The organism is Mesorhizobium sp. BR-1-1-10 (genome assembly GCF_020165595.1).
Taxonomy (GTDB): Bacteria; Pseudomonadota; Alphaproteobacteria; order Rhizobiales; family Rhizobiaceae; genus Mesorhizobium; species Mesorhizobium australicum.
Genome location: NZ_JAIUIL010000011.1, coordinates 96,405 through 111,971 on the forward strand (window position 1 = coordinate 96,405; position 15,567 = coordinate 111,971).

Sequence of the window (15,567 nt, forward strand, 5' to 3'; positions counted from 1 at the left end):
GTCGGTCATCGCAGGCGCTTAGCAGACCTCCCAATTTCTCGCACCAGCTGCCGAGTTGCCCTCTCCACGTTAACCATTCGTTAACCATTAACCCCCTAGCGTTTACCTCTCAGTAAGGATTCGCTGGCCGTGACCTTTGCCGCCCCCGTCGAAACAAAATCCATTCGTTTTCGCGCCCGTTCGTTCGTGGCCTTTACGCTCACGCCGGAGGCGCCGATTTCCGCCTGGCTGGAGGGGCTGGATCACTGGATCGGCAATTCGCCGGGGTATTTTGCGGGGCGGCCGGTGGTGCTCGATCTAAACGTGCTGAAGCCCGACGCGGGCGACATCGGGCTGCTGGTTGCTTCGCTCGGTGCACGGGGCATCCGGGTTTATGCCATCGAGCTTGAAGGGGCCTCGCTCGGGCTTGACCTGCCGCCGTTGCTTGGCGGCGCCAAGGAGGCCACCACGGATGGCCTGCTGTCGCAGCCCGGCCGCAAGGGCAAGGCTGAGGCGGCTGATGAAGCCGGCAAGCTGGAAACGGTGTTTTCGGATCGCGGCAAGGATGCCGGCAAGGCCGGCGAAGTCAAGGCCGGCGAAGTCAAGGCAGGCGAGGGCAAGGCCGGCGAAGCCAGGGCCGAGGCGGGCAAGGGCAAGGCAGCCAAGGCCGCGGAAGCAGGCGCGATCGAAACTGTCCAGGCCGGCACGCTTATGGTCAAGTCGCCGATCCGCTCGGGTCAGTCGATCTTCCATCCACATGGCGATGTCATCGTTTTGGGCTCGGTCGCGTCCGGCTCCGAAATCATCGCGGCGGGCTCTATCCATGTCTATGGGACCTTACGCGGCCGCGCCATCGCCGGCTCGCAGGGCAATCGCTCGGCACGCATCTTCTGCCGCAAGAACGAGGCTGAGCTGATTTCGGTCGACGGCTGGTACACCACCGCCGAAGAGATGGAAGGCGTCTCGCGCGGCAAGGCCGTGCAGGCCTTCCTCGAAGGCGACATGCTCGCCGTCGTGCCGCTGAACTAGGGCGGCGCGATGCTGACGCCCGGCTTCACGGTTGCGGCCCGGACAAGCGCCGAGGCACCATCGCCGCGCGCAAGCCTCGGACCGGTTTGGGATGGCATGATGGCAGGCTCTGACAACAGCCGTGCGGCGCACGGCACAACAAACGACAACAGGCAACGGAGGCTTTTTCCATGGGCAAGGTAGTGGTCGTCACATCGGGCAAGGGGGGCGTCGGCAAGACCACCTCGACGGCCGCGCTGGGTGCCGCGGTCGCCAAGACCGGCAAGAAGGTGGCGCTGGTCGATTTCGACGTCGGCCTGCGCAATCTCGACCTGATCATGGGCGCCGAGCGGCGCGTCGTGTTCGACCTCGTCAACGTCATCCAGGGCCAGGCCAAGCTGTCGCAGGCGCTGATCCGCGACAAGCGCGTCGACACGCTGTTCCTGCTGCCGGCGTCGCAGACGCGGGACAAGGACGCGCTGACCGAGGACGGCGTCGGCGAGGTGATCGACAAGCTGCGCTCGGTCTTCGACTATGTCTTCTGCGACAGCCCGGCCGGCATCGAGCGCGGCGCGCAGCTCGCCATGCGTTTTGCCGACGAGGCCGTCATCGTCACTAATCCGGAAGTGTCGTCGGTGCGCGATTCCGACCGCATCATCGGTCTGCTCGACGCCCGCACCATGCGCGCCGAACAGGGCGAGCAGATCGCCAAGCATGTGCTGGTCACGCGCTATGACGCGGCGCGCGCCGCGCGGGGAGAAATGCTCTCGATCGACGACGTGCTGGAAATCCTGTCGGTGCCGCTGCTCGGCATCATCCCGGAAAGCCAGGATGTGCTGCGCGCCTCCAACCTCGGTTCGCCGGTGACGCTGTCGGAACCGCTCAACAACGCCGCCAAGGCCTATCTCGAAGCGGCACGGCGGCTTGAAGGCGAAGACTTGCCGGTGGTGGTGCCCTTCGAACGCAAGGGTTTCCTCGACCGTCTGCTCGGAAGGAGGGCCGCATGAGCATCCTCGACCTCTTCAAGCGGCGCACCAGCGCGCCGGTGGCGCGCGAGCGGCTGCAGGTGCTGCTCGCCTATGAGCGCCGCAGCCGTGGCCAGCCCGACCTCGTCTCCATTCTGCGGGAGGAGATCATGGCTGTGATCGCCAAGCATGTGCAGATCGACCAGGACTATCTCCAGGTCTCAATGGAGCGGGGTGAGACCATGTCGACGCTGGAAATCGACATCCAGATCCCCAACAAGAGCGCCGTGCCGCTGGCCATGGCGGGGTAAAAAACGGTGCGCCTTTTCCTCGCCCCGCTCCACAGGGGGCGAGGAACCCGGATTGCCGGGCCGGCACCGCCGGTTTTCGTCCAGATCAGTTCAGCGAAAATCTCGACCTGAAGCCCGCGGCGCTGTTGCGATTGGGATAATCCTGATCCGGTATCGCAACGCCCAGATGAGTGCACAGCGGTTCCCAGCCATCGCCAAGAGCGTGGACCAGCAGCCGCTCCGGTGGCACTTCGGCGTACACCGCACGGACATTGGCTTCGTAGCAGGCAATGGCATGCGCTCGATCGCCGGGCCGGCCGCCGAACACCTGCCTGGCGATCAGGGCGAGGCCCAGCGATTCTTGATCGACGCTTTGCTCAAGTCCCATCGCGATCGTTTTTTCAAAACTTTCCCACCAGCTTTCGGCCGAGCGGTAGGTCAGGATCACCCTGGCATTCGGATAGAATTCGATCAGTTCGCGCCAGTAGTACGCCGAAGGCCAGTCCAGGCAGGAGACATAGCCCGACAGTAGCTGGTTCCAGTCCGGCGCGGCACCTTGGGCCACCGCACGCCACATCCGTTTCTGCTCCTCGTTGCCGATCACTTCATGCATGTGGTGACAGGGGCCGTAGCCGAGAATGGCCAGCGCCTCGCGCATCGAATCCGTGCCCGTTCGGCCAAAGCCGGTTCCGATCACCTTGATCGACATCTCCATCCCCTCCCGTTCGACCTGCAAGCCGTTTGCTGGCAGCATATCAGGCTGCACACCGAATATGCACGAGAAGCGTTGACACCACCGCGAACACTACGGTCTGAGCCAGGCCGGGACCCAGGACTGGCTGTCGCGGCGGTGCAAATCCCCAAATGTCTGAAATTTACATTTCCCTAGGGGGGCTTCCCCTGCGGAATAAGCGGATGTAAGGATACATATTAGCAGTTTGTTAAATATCTGGTTTTGATTGCGTAAGAGGGAGTTCCGTATGAACTTCAAGAGCCTGATCAAGCGTGCTGAAGACGTAGACGACGCACTCCAGGAATTGCAGGACGATCTGGCGGACGCCCTGGATGCCAGCCTCGACAGCGAATTCGAGGCACCGCCACAGGGCGACGATGTCCCCGATAACGCGCCGACCGTCTCGCCACCCCAGGCCGATGCGGCGCAAGCGGAGGGCGCGGACAATCCCGACGATGCGGGCAACACCGACACCGCCGAAACCACGCCACGACTGACGCCCCATGCCCAGACCCGGCTCGCGGCGTTGAACGCCTTCGAAGGAATGTTCCACGACGCCAGGGATTATCTGGATGAGATCAACGGCAAATTGTCGGAAATCTCGACCTCGCATCATCTGACGCGCGAATTCCTCAACATCCTCCACACCGACATTCTTCGCGCCAATGAGCTGGAGCTCGCAAATGCCGGCCTGATCGCCGAGCAAAGAGCGCTGTCGGAAAAGCTGCACGACACGGCGGCGAAGCTGCGCGAGCGTGACAGCACGTGCGAAGTGCTGCAGCAGCGCGAGACAGACCTGGTCCAGGACCGGGACGCGCTTCGCACAGCGCTCGCGGCGGCAAGGCTCGAGCTCGCCGAGATGGGCAATGCCAGCGCCAAACGCGACGCGGAATTCGGCGACATCGCCAACCGGCTGACGGCAAGGACGGTCGAGGCCAACAGGCGCTTGCGCGAGAGCAAGGTGCTGCGGGAAAAACATGTCAGCCTGTCGGTCGAACTCGACAAGGTGCTGAAGCGGGAGAGCCAGGCGCGCCACAGGCTGGACGAGCTTTCGGCAGTCCACGCCAGCGAAGCGGCGCGCCTTGCCGAACTGATGGCGGCGCTTGGCAAGAGCGAGAAAGAGGAGATCCGGCTGCAGAAGGCGCTCGAGGCCACACAGGCGAAGCTGGCGGAAAAGACCGAAACGGCCAGCCTGATGGAAGGCGACTGGGAAGCCGAACGGGCTCGCGGCCAGACGGAGATGCGCGGATTGCGGTCCGAGATCCAAGACCTGGAATCGCGGCTGGAGCGGGCCTCGAACGAGAACAGTGCGGCCGCCGCCGAAATCGCCAGGCTCAAGACCGACCTGGACGACGCAGTGGCCGAAAAGAAAATCGCCGATGAAAGATTGTCCGCGCTCACCGACGAGAACGAAGCCGACAAGCTGAGTCTTTCGAAAGCGAACGCCAATCTTTCGCAACTTGCGCTGCAACAGGCATCGGAGGACATACAACGGGATGTCCAGCGGCAGGAATGCGAGGATTTGCGGGCCGAAATCGCGTCGCTCAATGCCCGGATCAAGGAATTGCTGCCCTACGAGCGGCTCCACAAGGCCACTAACGGCAAATCGCGCGAGGGCGAGGTGGTGGAGATCGCTGCCGTGGTGGCCGAGAAAGCCCGTGCAACGGGCAGGCGTCCCATCCGCAGGAATCTGCGCGCCACGTCGTAGCGCGCTTCGCAGGCCTCGTTGCTTGGCGGTCCCAGCATTGGGCTGCCTTCGCGATGTGGACGGGCCTGACCCAATCACACCGCCGCGAACACCACCGTCTGCGCCAGCCCGCCGCCCTGGCGGTTCTCCAGCGTCACGGTGCCGCCGTAGCGCTCGATGATCTCCTTGGCGATGGCGAGGCCGAGGCCGGCGCCTGGAATGGATTGCTGGCGGCCGGGGTCGACGCGGAAGAAGGGCTCGAAGGCCTTGTTGATGAGGTCGGGCGGAATGCCCGGGCCGACGTCCCATATGGAGAGCACGGCGCGCCTGTCGGCGAGGTCGAGCGCGATCGTGCAGGCCTTGCCGTGGGTGGCGGCGTTGACGACCAGATTGCGCAGGGCGCGGCGCAGGCCGAGCGCGCCGGCGCGGACCGCAACCTTGTCCAGATGCCCGATCGAGACGGAATGGCCGAGCGTAACCATCTCGGCAGATATGTCGCGCACCATCTTTTCCAGGTCGAGCGGCTCGACGGCATCCTGGTTCACCTCCTCGCGCACCAGGCGGATGGCGCTGTCGGCGATGCGGTCGAGCTCGTCGAGGTCGTGCAGCCACTTGTCGCGCTCCTCGTCGAGGAATTCGGCGCGCAGCCGCATGCGCGTCATCGGCGTGCGCAGATCGTGGCCGGCGGCGGCCACCAGCCGCATGCGGCTTTCCATGGCGGTCTTCAGCCTGGACGAGAGCTGGTTCAGTGCGTGCGCCGTGGCCTTGACCTCGGCCGAGCCTACCTCCGGCACTGGCGCCAGCACGCCGTCGCTGCCGATCTTGGAGACGGTGGCCTCCAGCATTTCGAGCGGCCGGATCAGCACCGAGGTGAAATAGACGGAGACGGCGGTAGCGCCGGCCACGATCAGCGAGATCCAGCCGGCCAGCACCAGCCATTCGCGCCTGGGCGGATCGATATGCGCAATTTCGAGGATGGCCCACCGGCTGTCGGGCAGGCGCATCGAGGCACGTTGGCTGGGTTCACCCGGTTTGTCGCTGACGATGGCCAGCACGTCGAAGCCGCGGCGGCGCAGCAGATCATTGAGCATCGCCGTCTCCTGCCGGTCCACCTTGCCATCCGCCGGCCGGTCGCTGAATTGCACTCGCAGCACATCCGGTATCGGCCCCGGCAGCAGCCGCACGACGAGTTCCATCTGCTGGGCAACCCATGGCACGACGAGTTCCGGCGGCGGCCCGCCGCCGCGCACGCTGAGGACCGCCGCCGTCGCCAGGCCGACGACACCGACGATAGAGGCGACCAGCAAAAGGATGAGACGGCGGCGCAGCGAGTTCACGCCTGCGCCTCCACCGTCTCGACACGCGCGGTCAGCTGGTAGCCGCCATTGCGCACCGTCTTGAACAGCGGCCCGTCGCCGGCATCGGCGAATTTGCGGCGCAGCCGGCTCATCAGCACGTCGACCGAGCGTTCGAGCGGGTCGCGTTCGCGGCCTTGCGTCAGATCAAGCAGCTGGTCGCGCGACAGCAGCCGGCCGGGGCGGTCGAGGAACACCTGCAACAGGTCGAATTCGGCGCCGGTGAGATCGACGGCCGCGCCCTGCGCATCCGTCACCTTGCGAGTGTCCGGCTCCAGCCTGTAGCTGGCGAAGCGGTAGGCGCGGGGCGGAGGCGCGGGCGCCGCTTCTTCCGGCGTCGAGCGCCTGAGCACGGCGCGGATGCGGGCGATGAGCTCGCGCGGGTTGAACGGCTTGCCGAGATAGTCGTCGGCGCCGAGTTCCAGCCCGATGATGCGGTCGACATCCTCCTTCAGCGCCGTCAGCAGGATGACGGGAATATGCGGCTTGCGGTCGCGCAAGCCCCGGCAGATGTCGAGCCCCGAACCATCCGGCAGCATGACGTCGAGCACGGCCAGGTCGAACTGGCCAGTGGCCAGCTTCTGCTCGCATTCGCGCCTGTCGGCCGCCACCGAGACGCGAAAACCCTGGCCATCGAGATAGCGTCCGAGCAGTGTGCGGATTTCGCGGTCGTCGTCGACGACGAGGATATGGGGTTGTGAATGCATTATCGTGCCCTTGCCCATGATCCCGGGCTTGTCCTGATTATAGGGAGCGCGCGCGCAAGCGGCATGGAAAATTGCAACCCAATGTTTCTGGCCGGGGGATGGAAACATTCGGAAACAAATTGCCCTTTTGCGGAAACCTTCGGCAACATGCCGACGCGAAGCAGACAAACACGCTTCCTATCCTCCTGACGTCCAAAGCAGGGATGAAAGGAATACCGTCATGCGAAGCAGACTTCTTGCGCTCGGCCTGTTTTCCGCCGCCGCCATCCACCCCGCGCTGGCGGCGCAGCCCGACCCGGGCGCGGCGCCAGGCGGGCCGCCGCCTGCCATGGCAATGCAGGATGGAACGGACCATGGCTCGATGCCGCATCCTCCGCAAGGATGGGGTCCGCAAGGTTTTGGCTCGCACAGTTTCGGCCCGCAAGGCTTCGGCCCCCGCCGCGTGGGGCCGCCGCCGGAATTCATGCTGGCCGCCCGGCTCGCCGCGCTCGAAACACGCGTCGGCATCCGCAGCGAACAGCTCGACGCCTGGCGCGACTACACCAGCGCGCTGCAGGCGGTGCTTTCGCCACCGCGGCCGGACCGTGGTCCGGGTGGCACTGGCGGGCCTGGAGGGCCGGATGGCGGGCCGCAGGCGAAAGGCCCCGATGCAGGGCCGGCCGGCAAGCCCGATCCGTTCGCCTTCCAGGAAAGGCTGGCAGACGACGTCACGGCGCGTGCGGCTTCGGCCGCCAAGCTGAAGGACGCGATCGCCGAGCTGCGCGCCAAGCTCACGCCTGAACAGCTCGAAATCCTCGTTTCGGCGGAACGCCCACATGGACCACCCCCCGGTCCATGGGGCGGCCCGCCGAATGACGCAGTCGGTCCGGCAGGCCCGCCCAATGATGGCCCGATGCCGCCGCCCCAGCCCGGGAACGGCTGACAACCGACCGGCTGCGCCGGCCGGCCCCGGTACCCAACCCGTTCCCGGGCCGGCCGGGTTTCCTTCTCCGGGATGGTGGATCGCGCCTTCCCGGATTCACCCCATGCAACAAGGCACGACAATGTGGGAAGCCCTGATGCTGCTGCGGCTGATCGCATCGGCCAGCCCGAAATATTCGTTCGGCCGGCGCATCGATCATGCCGCAACGCCGCCGGCCTTGCCGGTCGACACGCTGCAAGGCGCGATCCGGCTGGAATTCGCCGCCTGGCGCCTGTCGCTGCCGATCTCGCGGCACGCCGATGGCCACGGAAATCATGACCGCAAGATCGCGTGAGACCTGGCAAGGCGCTTGGCATGTCGGTGCTGATCGGCATAATGGCGCGGAGGGCATCGCGGCCAGCCATCCGATCCTCGGGTGCGCTCCAGCCAGGAAGAAGGAGCGCGACATGAGCCGCTTCGAAGCACCGCTCGACGCCGCCCGCAAGTGGGCGCGACCCCTCGTCACGACATCGTCCGCCTCAAGCCTCACCTGCGACCGCCGGCGTTCGGCCTCGCTTTGCATTGGCCAAAGCCCAGGCGGTCACCGCCTGGCCAAAGCCCAGGCGGTCACCGCACCCCCAGCGAAAGATCATTCAGCCATGTCCATGCAGTCTAGCCAGTCCTCCCCGCCGGTTCGCCGGCTCGCGTCCTGGACGGCGCTTGCCGCAGCCCTTCTCCTGGCGGCCTGCTCACAGGAGGGCGGCAAGGCTCCCGCAGGCATGGGCGGCGTCGGCAAACCGGAAGTCGGCGTCGTCACGCTGCATCCGCAATCGGTGGCGATCACAGCCGAACTGTCGGGGCGCACGGCGGCCTCGCTGATCGCCGAGGTGCGTCCACAAGTGAACGGCATCATCCAGCAACGGCTGTTCAAGGAAGGCAGCGAGGTGGCGGCGGGACAGCCGCTCTACCTCATCGACCCGGCGAGCTACAAGGCGGCTTATGACAGCGCGGTCGCGGCGCAGCAGAAGGCGGCGGCGGCGGTCCCTACCGCGCAGGCCAAGTTCGACAGATACGCCGGCCTGTTGAAGCAGAACGTTGTTTCCAAACAGGATTATGATGACGCTGCCGCCACGCTTGCGCAGGCGCAGGCGGATGTGGCTTCCGCCAAGGCGAGCGCCGAAACCGCGCGCATCAGCCTCGACCGCACCTCGATCACCGCGCCGATCGCAGGCCGCATCGACAAGTCCACGCTGACACCGGGCGCGCTGGTCACCGCCAACCAGGAGACGGTGCTGACCACGATCCGTTCGCTCGACCCGATCAATGTCGACGTCACGCAGTCGAGCACCAATTTGCTCAACCTGCGCCAGGCGATCTCGGAAGGGCGGCTGAAGTTCAGCGGCCCCAATGTCAGCGTCAAGCTGAAGCTCGAGAACGGCACCATCTACGCGCAGACCGGCAAGCTGGAATTCGCCGGCGCCAATGTCGACCAGACCACCGGCACGTTCGCGCTCAGGGCCGAGTTCCCCAACCCCGACCGCCTGCTTCTGCCGGGCATGTATGTGCGGGCGCTGGTCGAGGAGGGCGTTGCCCAGAACAGTTTTCTCGTGCCGCAGCGCGCCGTCACCCGCAACACGAAGGGTGAGGCGACGGCCATGGTCATCAATGCGCAGGGCAAGGTCGAGACGCGCGTGCTTGCCGTGCGCAACACCGTCGGCAACAGCTGGCTGGTCGACAGCGGCGTGGGCGATGGTGACCGTGTCGTCGTCGAGGGCCTGCAGCTCGTGCGCCCCGGCGGCGATGCGACCGGCGTCGAAGTGACGATCGACGAGGCGACCGGTGAGATCAAGGATCGCGGCCAGACCTCCGCCTTGCCGGCCCCATCCAAGGTGGCCAGCACCGGCCGGCAACCCGCCGCGTCGACCGGGAACTGAGACGATGTCAGCATTTTTCATCAACCGGCCGATCTTCGCCTGGGTGATCGCCATCGTGATCATGCTGGGCGGTCTGCTCGCACTCACCACACTGCCGATCTCGCAATATCCGCAGATCGCGCCGACCACGGTCAATATCAGCGCCACCTATCCGGGCGCGGACGCCCAGACGGTCGAGAACTCGGTGACCAAGGTCATCGAACAAGGCATGACCGGCATCGATAATCTCGACTACATGACGGCGACCTCGACCGCGACCGGTTCTGCGTCGATCACGCTGACCTTCACCAGTTCGGCCGACCCCGACACCGCCCAGGTGCAGACGCAGAACAAGCTTCAGCTGGTGCAGTCGCAACTGCCGCAGGTGGTGCAGAGCAACGGCATCACCGTCTCCAAATCCTCGACCGGCTTCCTGATGGTCATCGGCTTCGTCTCCAGCGACGGCAAGATGAACTCGACCGACCTCGCCGACTATGTCGACGCCACCGTCAACGACACGCTGAAGCGCGTCGAAGGCGTGGGCTCGACGCAGCTCTTCGGCTCGGGCTATGCGATGCGGATCTGGCTCGACCCCGACAAGCTGGCCAAATACGCGCTGATGCCAAGCGACGTGGCGAGTGCCATCGAGGCGCAGAACACGCAGGTTTCGGCCGGCCAGCTCGGTGGCCTGCCGGCGCGCAAGGGCCAGCAGCTCAACGCCACGGTAACCGCCAAGAGCCGGCTGCAAACCGCCGAACAGTTCCGCAACATCATCCTGAAAAGCCAGACGGACGGCTCGCTGGTCCGGCTGAACGACGTCGCCACCGTCGAACTCGGCGCCGAAAGCTATACGACGCAAGCCAACTACAACGGCAAGCCGGCGGCGGGCGTCGCCGTCAACCTGGCGACCGGTGCCAACGCGATCAGCACCGCCGAAGCGGTGCGCTCGACGATAAACCGGCTGAGCTCGACCTTCCCGCAAGGCGTCGAGGTCGTCTATCCCTACGACACCTCGCCCTTCGTGCGGCTGTCGATCGAGGAGGTGGTCAAGACGCTGGCCGAGGCGATCGTGCTGGTGTTCCTGGTGATGTTCATCTTCCTGCAGAACTTGCGGGCGACGATCATCCCGACCATCGCGGTGCCGGTGGTGCTGCTGGGCACGTTCGGCGTGCTGTCGCTGTTCGGCTATTCGGTCAACACGCTGACCATGTTCGCCATGGTGCTGGCCATCGGCCTGCTCGTCGACGACGCCATCGTCGTGGTCGAGAATGTCGAACGCGTCATGCAGGAGGAAGATCTGTCGCCGAAGGAAGCGACGCGAAAATCGATGAACGAGATCACCGGCGCGCTGGTCGGCATCGCCACCGTGCTGTCGGCGGTGTTCGTGCCGATGGCCTTCTTCGGCGGCTCGACCGGCATCATCTACCGGCAGTTCTCGGTGACCATCGTTTCGGCCATGGTGCTGTCCGTGTTGGTGGCGCTGGTGCTGACGCCGGCACTGTGCGCCACGATCCTGCGGCGGCCGAAGGACCATGCCACGCAGACCGGTCCGTTCGGCTGGTTCAACAGGATGTTCGATCGCGGCACGACGGCCTATCGCGACGGCTCGCACGGCATCATCAACCGGTCGTGGCGATTTCTTGCCATCTTCCTCGCCATCGTCGTCGCCATGGGCTGGATGTTTGCGCGGTTGCCGAGCTCGTTCCTGCCGGAAGAGGACCAGGGCATCCTGATCACCAGCGTGCAATTGCCGGTCGGCGCCACACAGGACCGCACGGAGCGCGTGCTGAAGCAAGTCACCGACCACTATCTCAACGACGAAAAGGACGCCGTCGACGGGGTCTTCACCGCGTCGGGCTTCGGCTTCGGCGGAGCCGGGCAGAATGTCGGCATCGGCTTCGTGCGGCTGAAGGATTTCGCCCAGCGCAAGTCGTCCGCAATGGCCGCGCAGGCGATCGCCGGCCGCGCCATGGGCGCGTTCTCCAAGATCAGGGATGCGCAGGTCTTCGCGCTGGCGCCCCCGGCCATCCAGGGTTTCGGCAACACCAACGGCTTCGATTTCTACCTGCAGGACGTCAATGGCGCCGGCCATGACGCGCTGATCCAGACGCGCAACCAGCTTCTGGCCTTGGCTGGGCAGAGCAAGGTGCTCGCAAACACGCGTCCCAACGGCCAGGAGGACCAGCCGCAATTCTCGGTCGACATCGACCAGGAAAAGGCGAGCGCGCTGGGCGTCAGCCTTGCCGACATCAACAACACGTTGTCCAGCGCCTGGGGCAGCGATTACGTCAACGACTTCATCGATCGCGGACGGGTGAAGCCGGTCTACATGCAATCGGACGCGAATTTCCGCATGCAGCCGGAGGATCTCGACAAATGGCAGGTCCGCAATTCAAGCGGCGCCATGGTGCCGTTCTCGGCCTTTGCCTCCAGCCACTGGACATTCGGTTCGCCCCGGCTCGAACGCTATAATGGTTCGGCCGCGGTCGAGATTCAGGGCGCGGCGGCAGCGGGCGTGAGCTCGGGTGCGGCGATGGACGAGATCGACAAACTCGTCGCGCAACTGCCGGCCGGCTATTCGCATGAATGGACCGGGCTGTCGCATCAGGAGCGGCTTTCGGGCAACCAGGCGATGTCGCTCTATGCGATCTCGGCCTTGGTCGTGTTCCTGTGCCTGGCCGCGCTCTATGAGAGCTGGTCGATCCCGTTCGCGGTGATGCTGTCGGTACCGATCGGCATCTTCGGCGCGCTGCTGGCGGCAAGCCTGTTCGGCCAGACCAACGACGTCTATTTCAAGGTCGGCCTGCTGACCACGATCGGCCTCGCCGCCAAGAACGCCATCCTGATCGTCGAGTTCGCCATCGAACGGCAGGCGGCCGGCATGGGGCTGGTGGAGGCAACGCTCGAGGCGGCGCGACAGCGGTTGCGGCCGATCCTGATGACGTCGCTGGCCTTCATCCTCGGCGTCACGCCGCTTGCGATCGCCAGCGGCGCCGGCTCGGGCGCGCAGAACTCCGTCGGCATCGGCGTGATGGGCGGCATGATCGCCGCGACCGTGATCGGTGTGTTCCTGGTGCCGCTGCTGTTCGTCACGGTGCGGCGCATCTTCAAGGGCGGGGTGGCCAAACCAGATCCCGGGCAGGATACGGGCGAAACGCCGGTGACGGCCAACCAGCAGTAAGGGTTCTTCACATGACAGGTTTTGAACGTGGCTCGGTGGCCGCGGGGCCCAGCGCTCGCTCTACTCGGCCGAGGATTCGCTGTTGCAGAGCCGCGTCCTTCTGGCGACCGACTACATCGCCCTCAACAAGGCGCTCTGCGGCGGCTGGGACGGCGCGGTCGACAGCGCCAGGCCCGAAATCGTCGACGGCAAGACCGGTCCGCGGCTGGCGAAGGTGGCCGGCCAGAGTTGACCGGTTCGGGTTCCTGCAGGGTTCCAGGCTGGGGAACGCTTGCAATGCGATGCCATCATCAAGCAGAATCATCTTGGCGACGGCCTGGATTTCACCATGGCGCTGCCGTTGCGCGGGACCAGGCCGGCGCGGGCCTAGTCCTGATGCCGGTGAAAGTGGCACTTTTGGCGATAGCTCGCGCATCGCTTCGCTGATATTGGTGGCGTCCAGAAAATTCCTGGATGCAAGAGATGACATCGAATTCAGATAAGGCGGAAACGGTCGAGCAGTTGCTGGAAACGCCCGACCTTGCCAGCGCGCTGGAAAGCGAACAGTTCAAGAAGTTCCTCGACCAAGTGCCGATTGCCATCGCCGTTTCGGACCTCGGCGGGCAGGAACGTGTCGTCTATGCCAATCCGGAGTTCGAGAAACTGTCGGGCCTGAAGGCGGCGAGCCTCGCCCAGAAGCATTGGGCGGCACTTTCCGGCATTGGCCTGCACCAGCAGAAGGACAGCGCGCTGTCCGATGCGGTGGTCGACGGGACCGATTTCGTCGGCACGTTCCGGCTCGAGCGGGCCGAGGACAAGCCTGCGATCGTCGACGTCTATTCCAACGTCATCGAGGATGACAACGGCAAGGCCTGCTTCCGGCTGGTGGCACTGGTCGACGTCTCGGCCCATGGCGAGACCGAAGATGCGCGCTCGATCGAGGAGCGCGTCCGCGAGAAAGACACGCTGCTGCGGGAATTGCAGCACCGGGTGAAGAACAATCTGCAGATGATCACCGCCCTGATCCGCCTCGAAACGCGCAATGCGACCGAGCCGGACCGGAAACGCTTCGAAAGACTGGCCGGCCGCGTCGACGCCTTGGCCATCCTCTATCAAACGCTATCGGGCGAGGAGCACAAGGAGGAGGTCGATCTCGGCGTCTATCTGAGCCAGATCGCGTCAGCCGTGATGAGTTCGCATGCTGTCGAGGGCATTCGCCTCGACATGAAGGTGGACACCTACCCGGTCTCGATCAACGTTGCCATGCCCACCGGCCTGGTGGTCAACGAATTGCTGACCAACGCGCTCAAGCATGCATTTCGCGGGCGTGACAGCGGCACGATCACGCTGCACAGCGTCGTGAACGGGGATGGCTGCCGCGTCGTCGTCGCCGATGACGGGATCGGGTTGCCGGAAGGCGAGAGCTGGCCCAAGCAAGGCAAGCTCGGCGCGCTCATCGCACAATCGCTGACAGAGAACGCCAAGGCTGAGTTCGACGTGACTTCCAGCGCCGACGAAGGCACGCGGGTCACGATCGTGTTCAAGCGCTCCGCCGCCGCGGCCTAGGGCAATTCCAGGAAACCAACTGGTTAGGGCGGGTTCGGCGTTCTGCCAAATCCAGTTTGGAGCGGCGATCCTGCGCATGCTGCGCGACGACGGTCCGCAGTCGTGCCGAACTGGCGCGGCGCACGGCGCTTTCGCCCACCACGCTGACCGACTACGGCGCATCTGCTCAGGGCAGGGACCGTCGTCGAACTCAACCGGGCCGCCGCCAGCGACGCGTCCGTGGGCCGGCGGCCATCGGTGTCGCGCCGGCGCCCGAAGCGCTGTCGGTGGCGGAATCGCCTTACGGCATCGACCGTTTCTGGCCGTGCCCCCATCGAGGCATCCGCGCTGTCTCACGACAGCCAGGCCGGTTCATCCTATTGCATTGCTGCCGGGCAGGTTTTCGCGTCGGGCATGGAGATGAAGCACAAGTGACATCAATGCCGCTTGCCAGCCGCGAAGCCGCACCCTTGCCGGTCGCGGCGCTGATGGGGGCCATGGTGTCGATCCAGATCGGCGCCACCTTCGCCAAGACGCTGTTTCCGGTGATCGGCGCGCAAGGCACGACGACGCTCAGGCTGGTCATCGGCGCGCTGATGCTGATCGCGGTGCTGCGGCCCTGGCAGGTACGGCCCTCGCGCGCCACCATGCCGTGGCTCATCGCCTATGGGGTGACGCTGTGCGCGCTCAACCTTCTGTTCTACGCGGCACTTGCCAGGATCCCGCTCGGCGTCGCGGTGGCGCTGGAGTTTTCCGGTCCGCTGCTGGTGGCGACACTGACCTCTCGGCGGGCCAGCGACTTTGCCTGGATCGCACTTGCGGTCGCCGGCATCGTGCTGTTGTCGCCCTTCATCCACTCGCTAAAGCCGCTCGACCCGATCGGCGTGATGCTGGCGCTGGCGGCCGGCGGGTTCTGGGCGCTCTATATCGTTCTGGCGCAGAAGGCGGGCGCGGAACTCGGCACCCGCACCACCGCCTATGGCATGGCGATCGCCGCTGTGCTGGTGCTGCCCTTTGGCATTGCCGAGGCGGGAAGCGGCCTGCTCGCGCCGTCGATCCTGGTCAGCGCGCTGCTCGTCGGCCTGTTCTCGAGCGCGCTGCCGTTCTTCCTGGAGATGGTGGCGCTGACCCGCATGCCGGCGCGCATCTATGGCACGCTGACCTGCCTCGAGCCGGGGCTTGGCGCGCTGGCCGGGTTCCTGTTCCTGCGGGAAAGCCTGACCACGCCGCAATTGGCCGGCATCGCCGCCGTGATCGTGGCCGCCGCCGGCACCGCGCTAACCTCGAAGCCGCCGGTGCCGTCGCCGGAGTAGGGGACGGACGC

The 15,567-nt window shown here is 65.4% G+C and carries 13 protein-coding genes and 1 pseudogene; 11 read left to right on the top strand and 3 right to left on the bottom strand.

Going from position 1 to position 15,567, the window contains the following annotated elements; all coding sequences use genetic code 11:
- Positions 1-129 precede the first annotated feature (129 nt).
- From minC to minE, 3 genes are all read left to right on the top strand, one after another.
- Entirely contained in the window at positions 130-1,008 is an 879-nt protein-coding gene (gene minC / locus LB555_RS22990) for a septum site-determining protein MinC (RefSeq protein WP_224683843.1), read from the top strand.
- Positions 1,009-1,178: 170 nt separating this feature from the next.
- Complete coding sequence (minD, locus tag LB555_RS22995) at positions 1,179-1,994, top strand: septum site-determining protein MinD (RefSeq protein ID WP_015316922.1); 816 nt, start codon at positions 1,179-1,181, stop codon at positions 1,992-1,994.
- Complete coding sequence (gene minE / locus LB555_RS23000; RefSeq protein WP_015316923.1) at positions 1,991-2,263, top strand: cell division topological specificity factor MinE; 273 nt, start codon at positions 1,991-1,993, stop codon at positions 2,261-2,263. Before minD ends, minE begins: the two co-directional genes overlap by 4 nt.
- A gap of 85 nt (positions 2,264-2,348) precedes the next feature.
- On the opposite strand, the gene LB555_RS23005 is transcribed toward minE, so the two are convergent.
- A complete protein-coding gene (locus LB555_RS23005; RefSeq protein ID WP_318013037.1) occupies positions 2,349-2,996 on the bottom strand; it encodes a sulfotransferase family protein in 648 nt (215 codons plus the stop codon).
- Between the two features lie 226 nt (positions 2,997-3,222).
- Here LB555_RS23005 and LB555_RS23010 point away from each other — a divergent pair, with 226 nt between their 5' ends.
- Positions 3,223-4,683 (top strand): hypothetical protein, encoded by a 1,461-nt coding sequence (locus LB555_RS23010; RefSeq protein ID WP_224683844.1) that lies wholly within the window; start codon positions 3,223-3,225, stop codon positions 4,681-4,683.
- A 74-nt stretch (positions 4,684-4,757) separates the two neighbouring features.
- Here LB555_RS23010 and LB555_RS23015 read toward each other — a convergent pair whose 3' ends face one another.
- Positions 4,758-5,999: an ATP-binding protein gene (locus tag LB555_RS23015; RefSeq protein ID WP_224683845.1), complete on the bottom strand. Its 1,242-nt coding sequence runs from the start codon at positions 5,997-5,999 to the stop codon at positions 4,758-4,760.
- Positions 5,996-6,724 carry a response regulator gene (locus LB555_RS23020; protein ID WP_224683846.1) on the bottom strand — a complete coding sequence of 243 codons (729 nt, stop codon included), beginning with the start codon at positions 6,722-6,724 and terminating at the stop codon, positions 5,996-5,998. The genes LB555_RS23015 and LB555_RS23020 overlap by 4 nt, the downstream gene beginning before the upstream one ends.
- A 220-nt stretch (positions 6,725-6,944) precedes the next feature.
- Between LB555_RS23020 and LB555_RS23025 the strand changes: the two genes are divergently transcribed.
- From LB555_RS23025 to LB555_RS23055, 7 genes and pseudogenes are all read left to right on the top strand, one after another.
- Positions 6,945-7,646, top strand: coding sequence for a hypothetical protein (locus LB555_RS23025; RefSeq protein WP_224683847.1), 702 nt, complete (start codon positions 6,945-6,947; stop codon positions 7,644-7,646).
- A 103-nt stretch (positions 7,647-7,749) separates the two neighbouring features.
- Positions 7,750-7,980 (top strand): hypothetical protein, encoded by a 231-nt coding sequence (locus LB555_RS23030; protein WP_224527071.1) that lies wholly within the window; start codon positions 7,750-7,752, stop codon positions 7,978-7,980.
- Between the two features lie 304 nt (positions 7,981-8,284).
- Positions 8,285-9,559 (top strand): efflux RND transporter periplasmic adaptor subunit, encoded by a 1,275-nt coding sequence (locus LB555_RS23035; protein WP_140876372.1) that lies wholly within the window; start codon positions 8,285-8,287, stop codon positions 9,557-9,559.
- Between the two features lie 4 nt (positions 9,560-9,563).
- On the top strand, positions 9,564-12,719 hold the full coding sequence (locus LB555_RS23040) for an efflux RND transporter permease subunit (RefSeq protein WP_224683848.1): 3,156 nt from the start codon (positions 9,564-9,566) through the stop codon (positions 12,717-12,719).
- A gap of 46 nt (positions 12,720-12,765) precedes the next feature.
- Positions 12,766-12,951: pseudogene (locus tag LB555_RS23045) on the top strand (RND transporter); the annotation flags it as partial.
- Positions 12,952-13,181: 230 nt separating this feature from the next.
- Positions 13,182-14,264, top strand: a complete 1,083-nt coding sequence (locus LB555_RS23050; protein WP_140792425.1) for a sensor histidine kinase — start codon at positions 13,182-13,184, stop codon at positions 14,262-14,264.
- A 410-nt stretch (positions 14,265-14,674) separates the two neighbouring features.
- Entirely contained in the window at positions 14,675-15,556 is an 882-nt protein-coding gene (locus tag LB555_RS23055; RefSeq protein ID WP_015316934.1) for an EamA family transporter, read from the top strand.
- The last annotated feature ends 11 nt before the right edge of the window (positions 15,557-15,567 follow it).

Excerpts from the sequence above, each read along its gene's own strand:
- minD (WP_015316922.1), top strand. The coding sequence starts at position 1,179 with ATGGGCAAGGTAGTGGTCGTCACATCGGGCAAGGGGGGCGTCGGCAAG.
- minE (WP_015316923.1), top strand. The coding sequence starts at position 1,991 with ATGAGCATCCTCGACCTCTTCAAGCGGCGCACCAGCGCGCCGGTGGCG.
- LB555_RS23005 (WP_318013037.1), bottom strand. The coding sequence starts at position 2,996 with ATGCTGCCAGCAAACGGCTTGCAGGTCGAACGGGAGGGGATGGAGATG.
- LB555_RS23010 (WP_224683844.1), top strand. The coding sequence starts at position 3,223 with ATGAACTTCAAGAGCCTGATCAAGCGTGCTGAAGACGTAGACGACGCA.
- LB555_RS23020 (WP_224683846.1), bottom strand. The coding sequence starts at position 6,724 with ATGCATTCACAACCCCATATCCTCGTCGTCGACGACGACCGCGAAATC.
- LB555_RS23025 (WP_224683847.1), top strand. The coding sequence starts at position 6,945 with ATGCGAAGCAGACTTCTTGCGCTCGGCCTGTTTTCCGCCGCCGCCATC.
- LB555_RS23030 (WP_224527071.1), top strand. The coding sequence starts at position 7,750 with ATGCAACAAGGCACGACAATGTGGGAAGCCCTGATGCTGCTGCGGCTG.
- LB555_RS23035 (WP_140876372.1), top strand. The coding sequence starts at position 8,285 with ATGTCCATGCAGTCTAGCCAGTCCTCCCCGCCGGTTCGCCGGCTCGCG.
- LB555_RS23040 (WP_224683848.1), top strand. The coding sequence starts at position 9,564 with ATGTCAGCATTTTTCATCAACCGGCCGATCTTCGCCTGGGTGATCGCC.
- LB555_RS23050 (WP_140792425.1), top strand. The coding sequence starts at position 13,182 with ATGACATCGAATTCAGATAAGGCGGAAACGGTCGAGCAGTTGCTGGAA.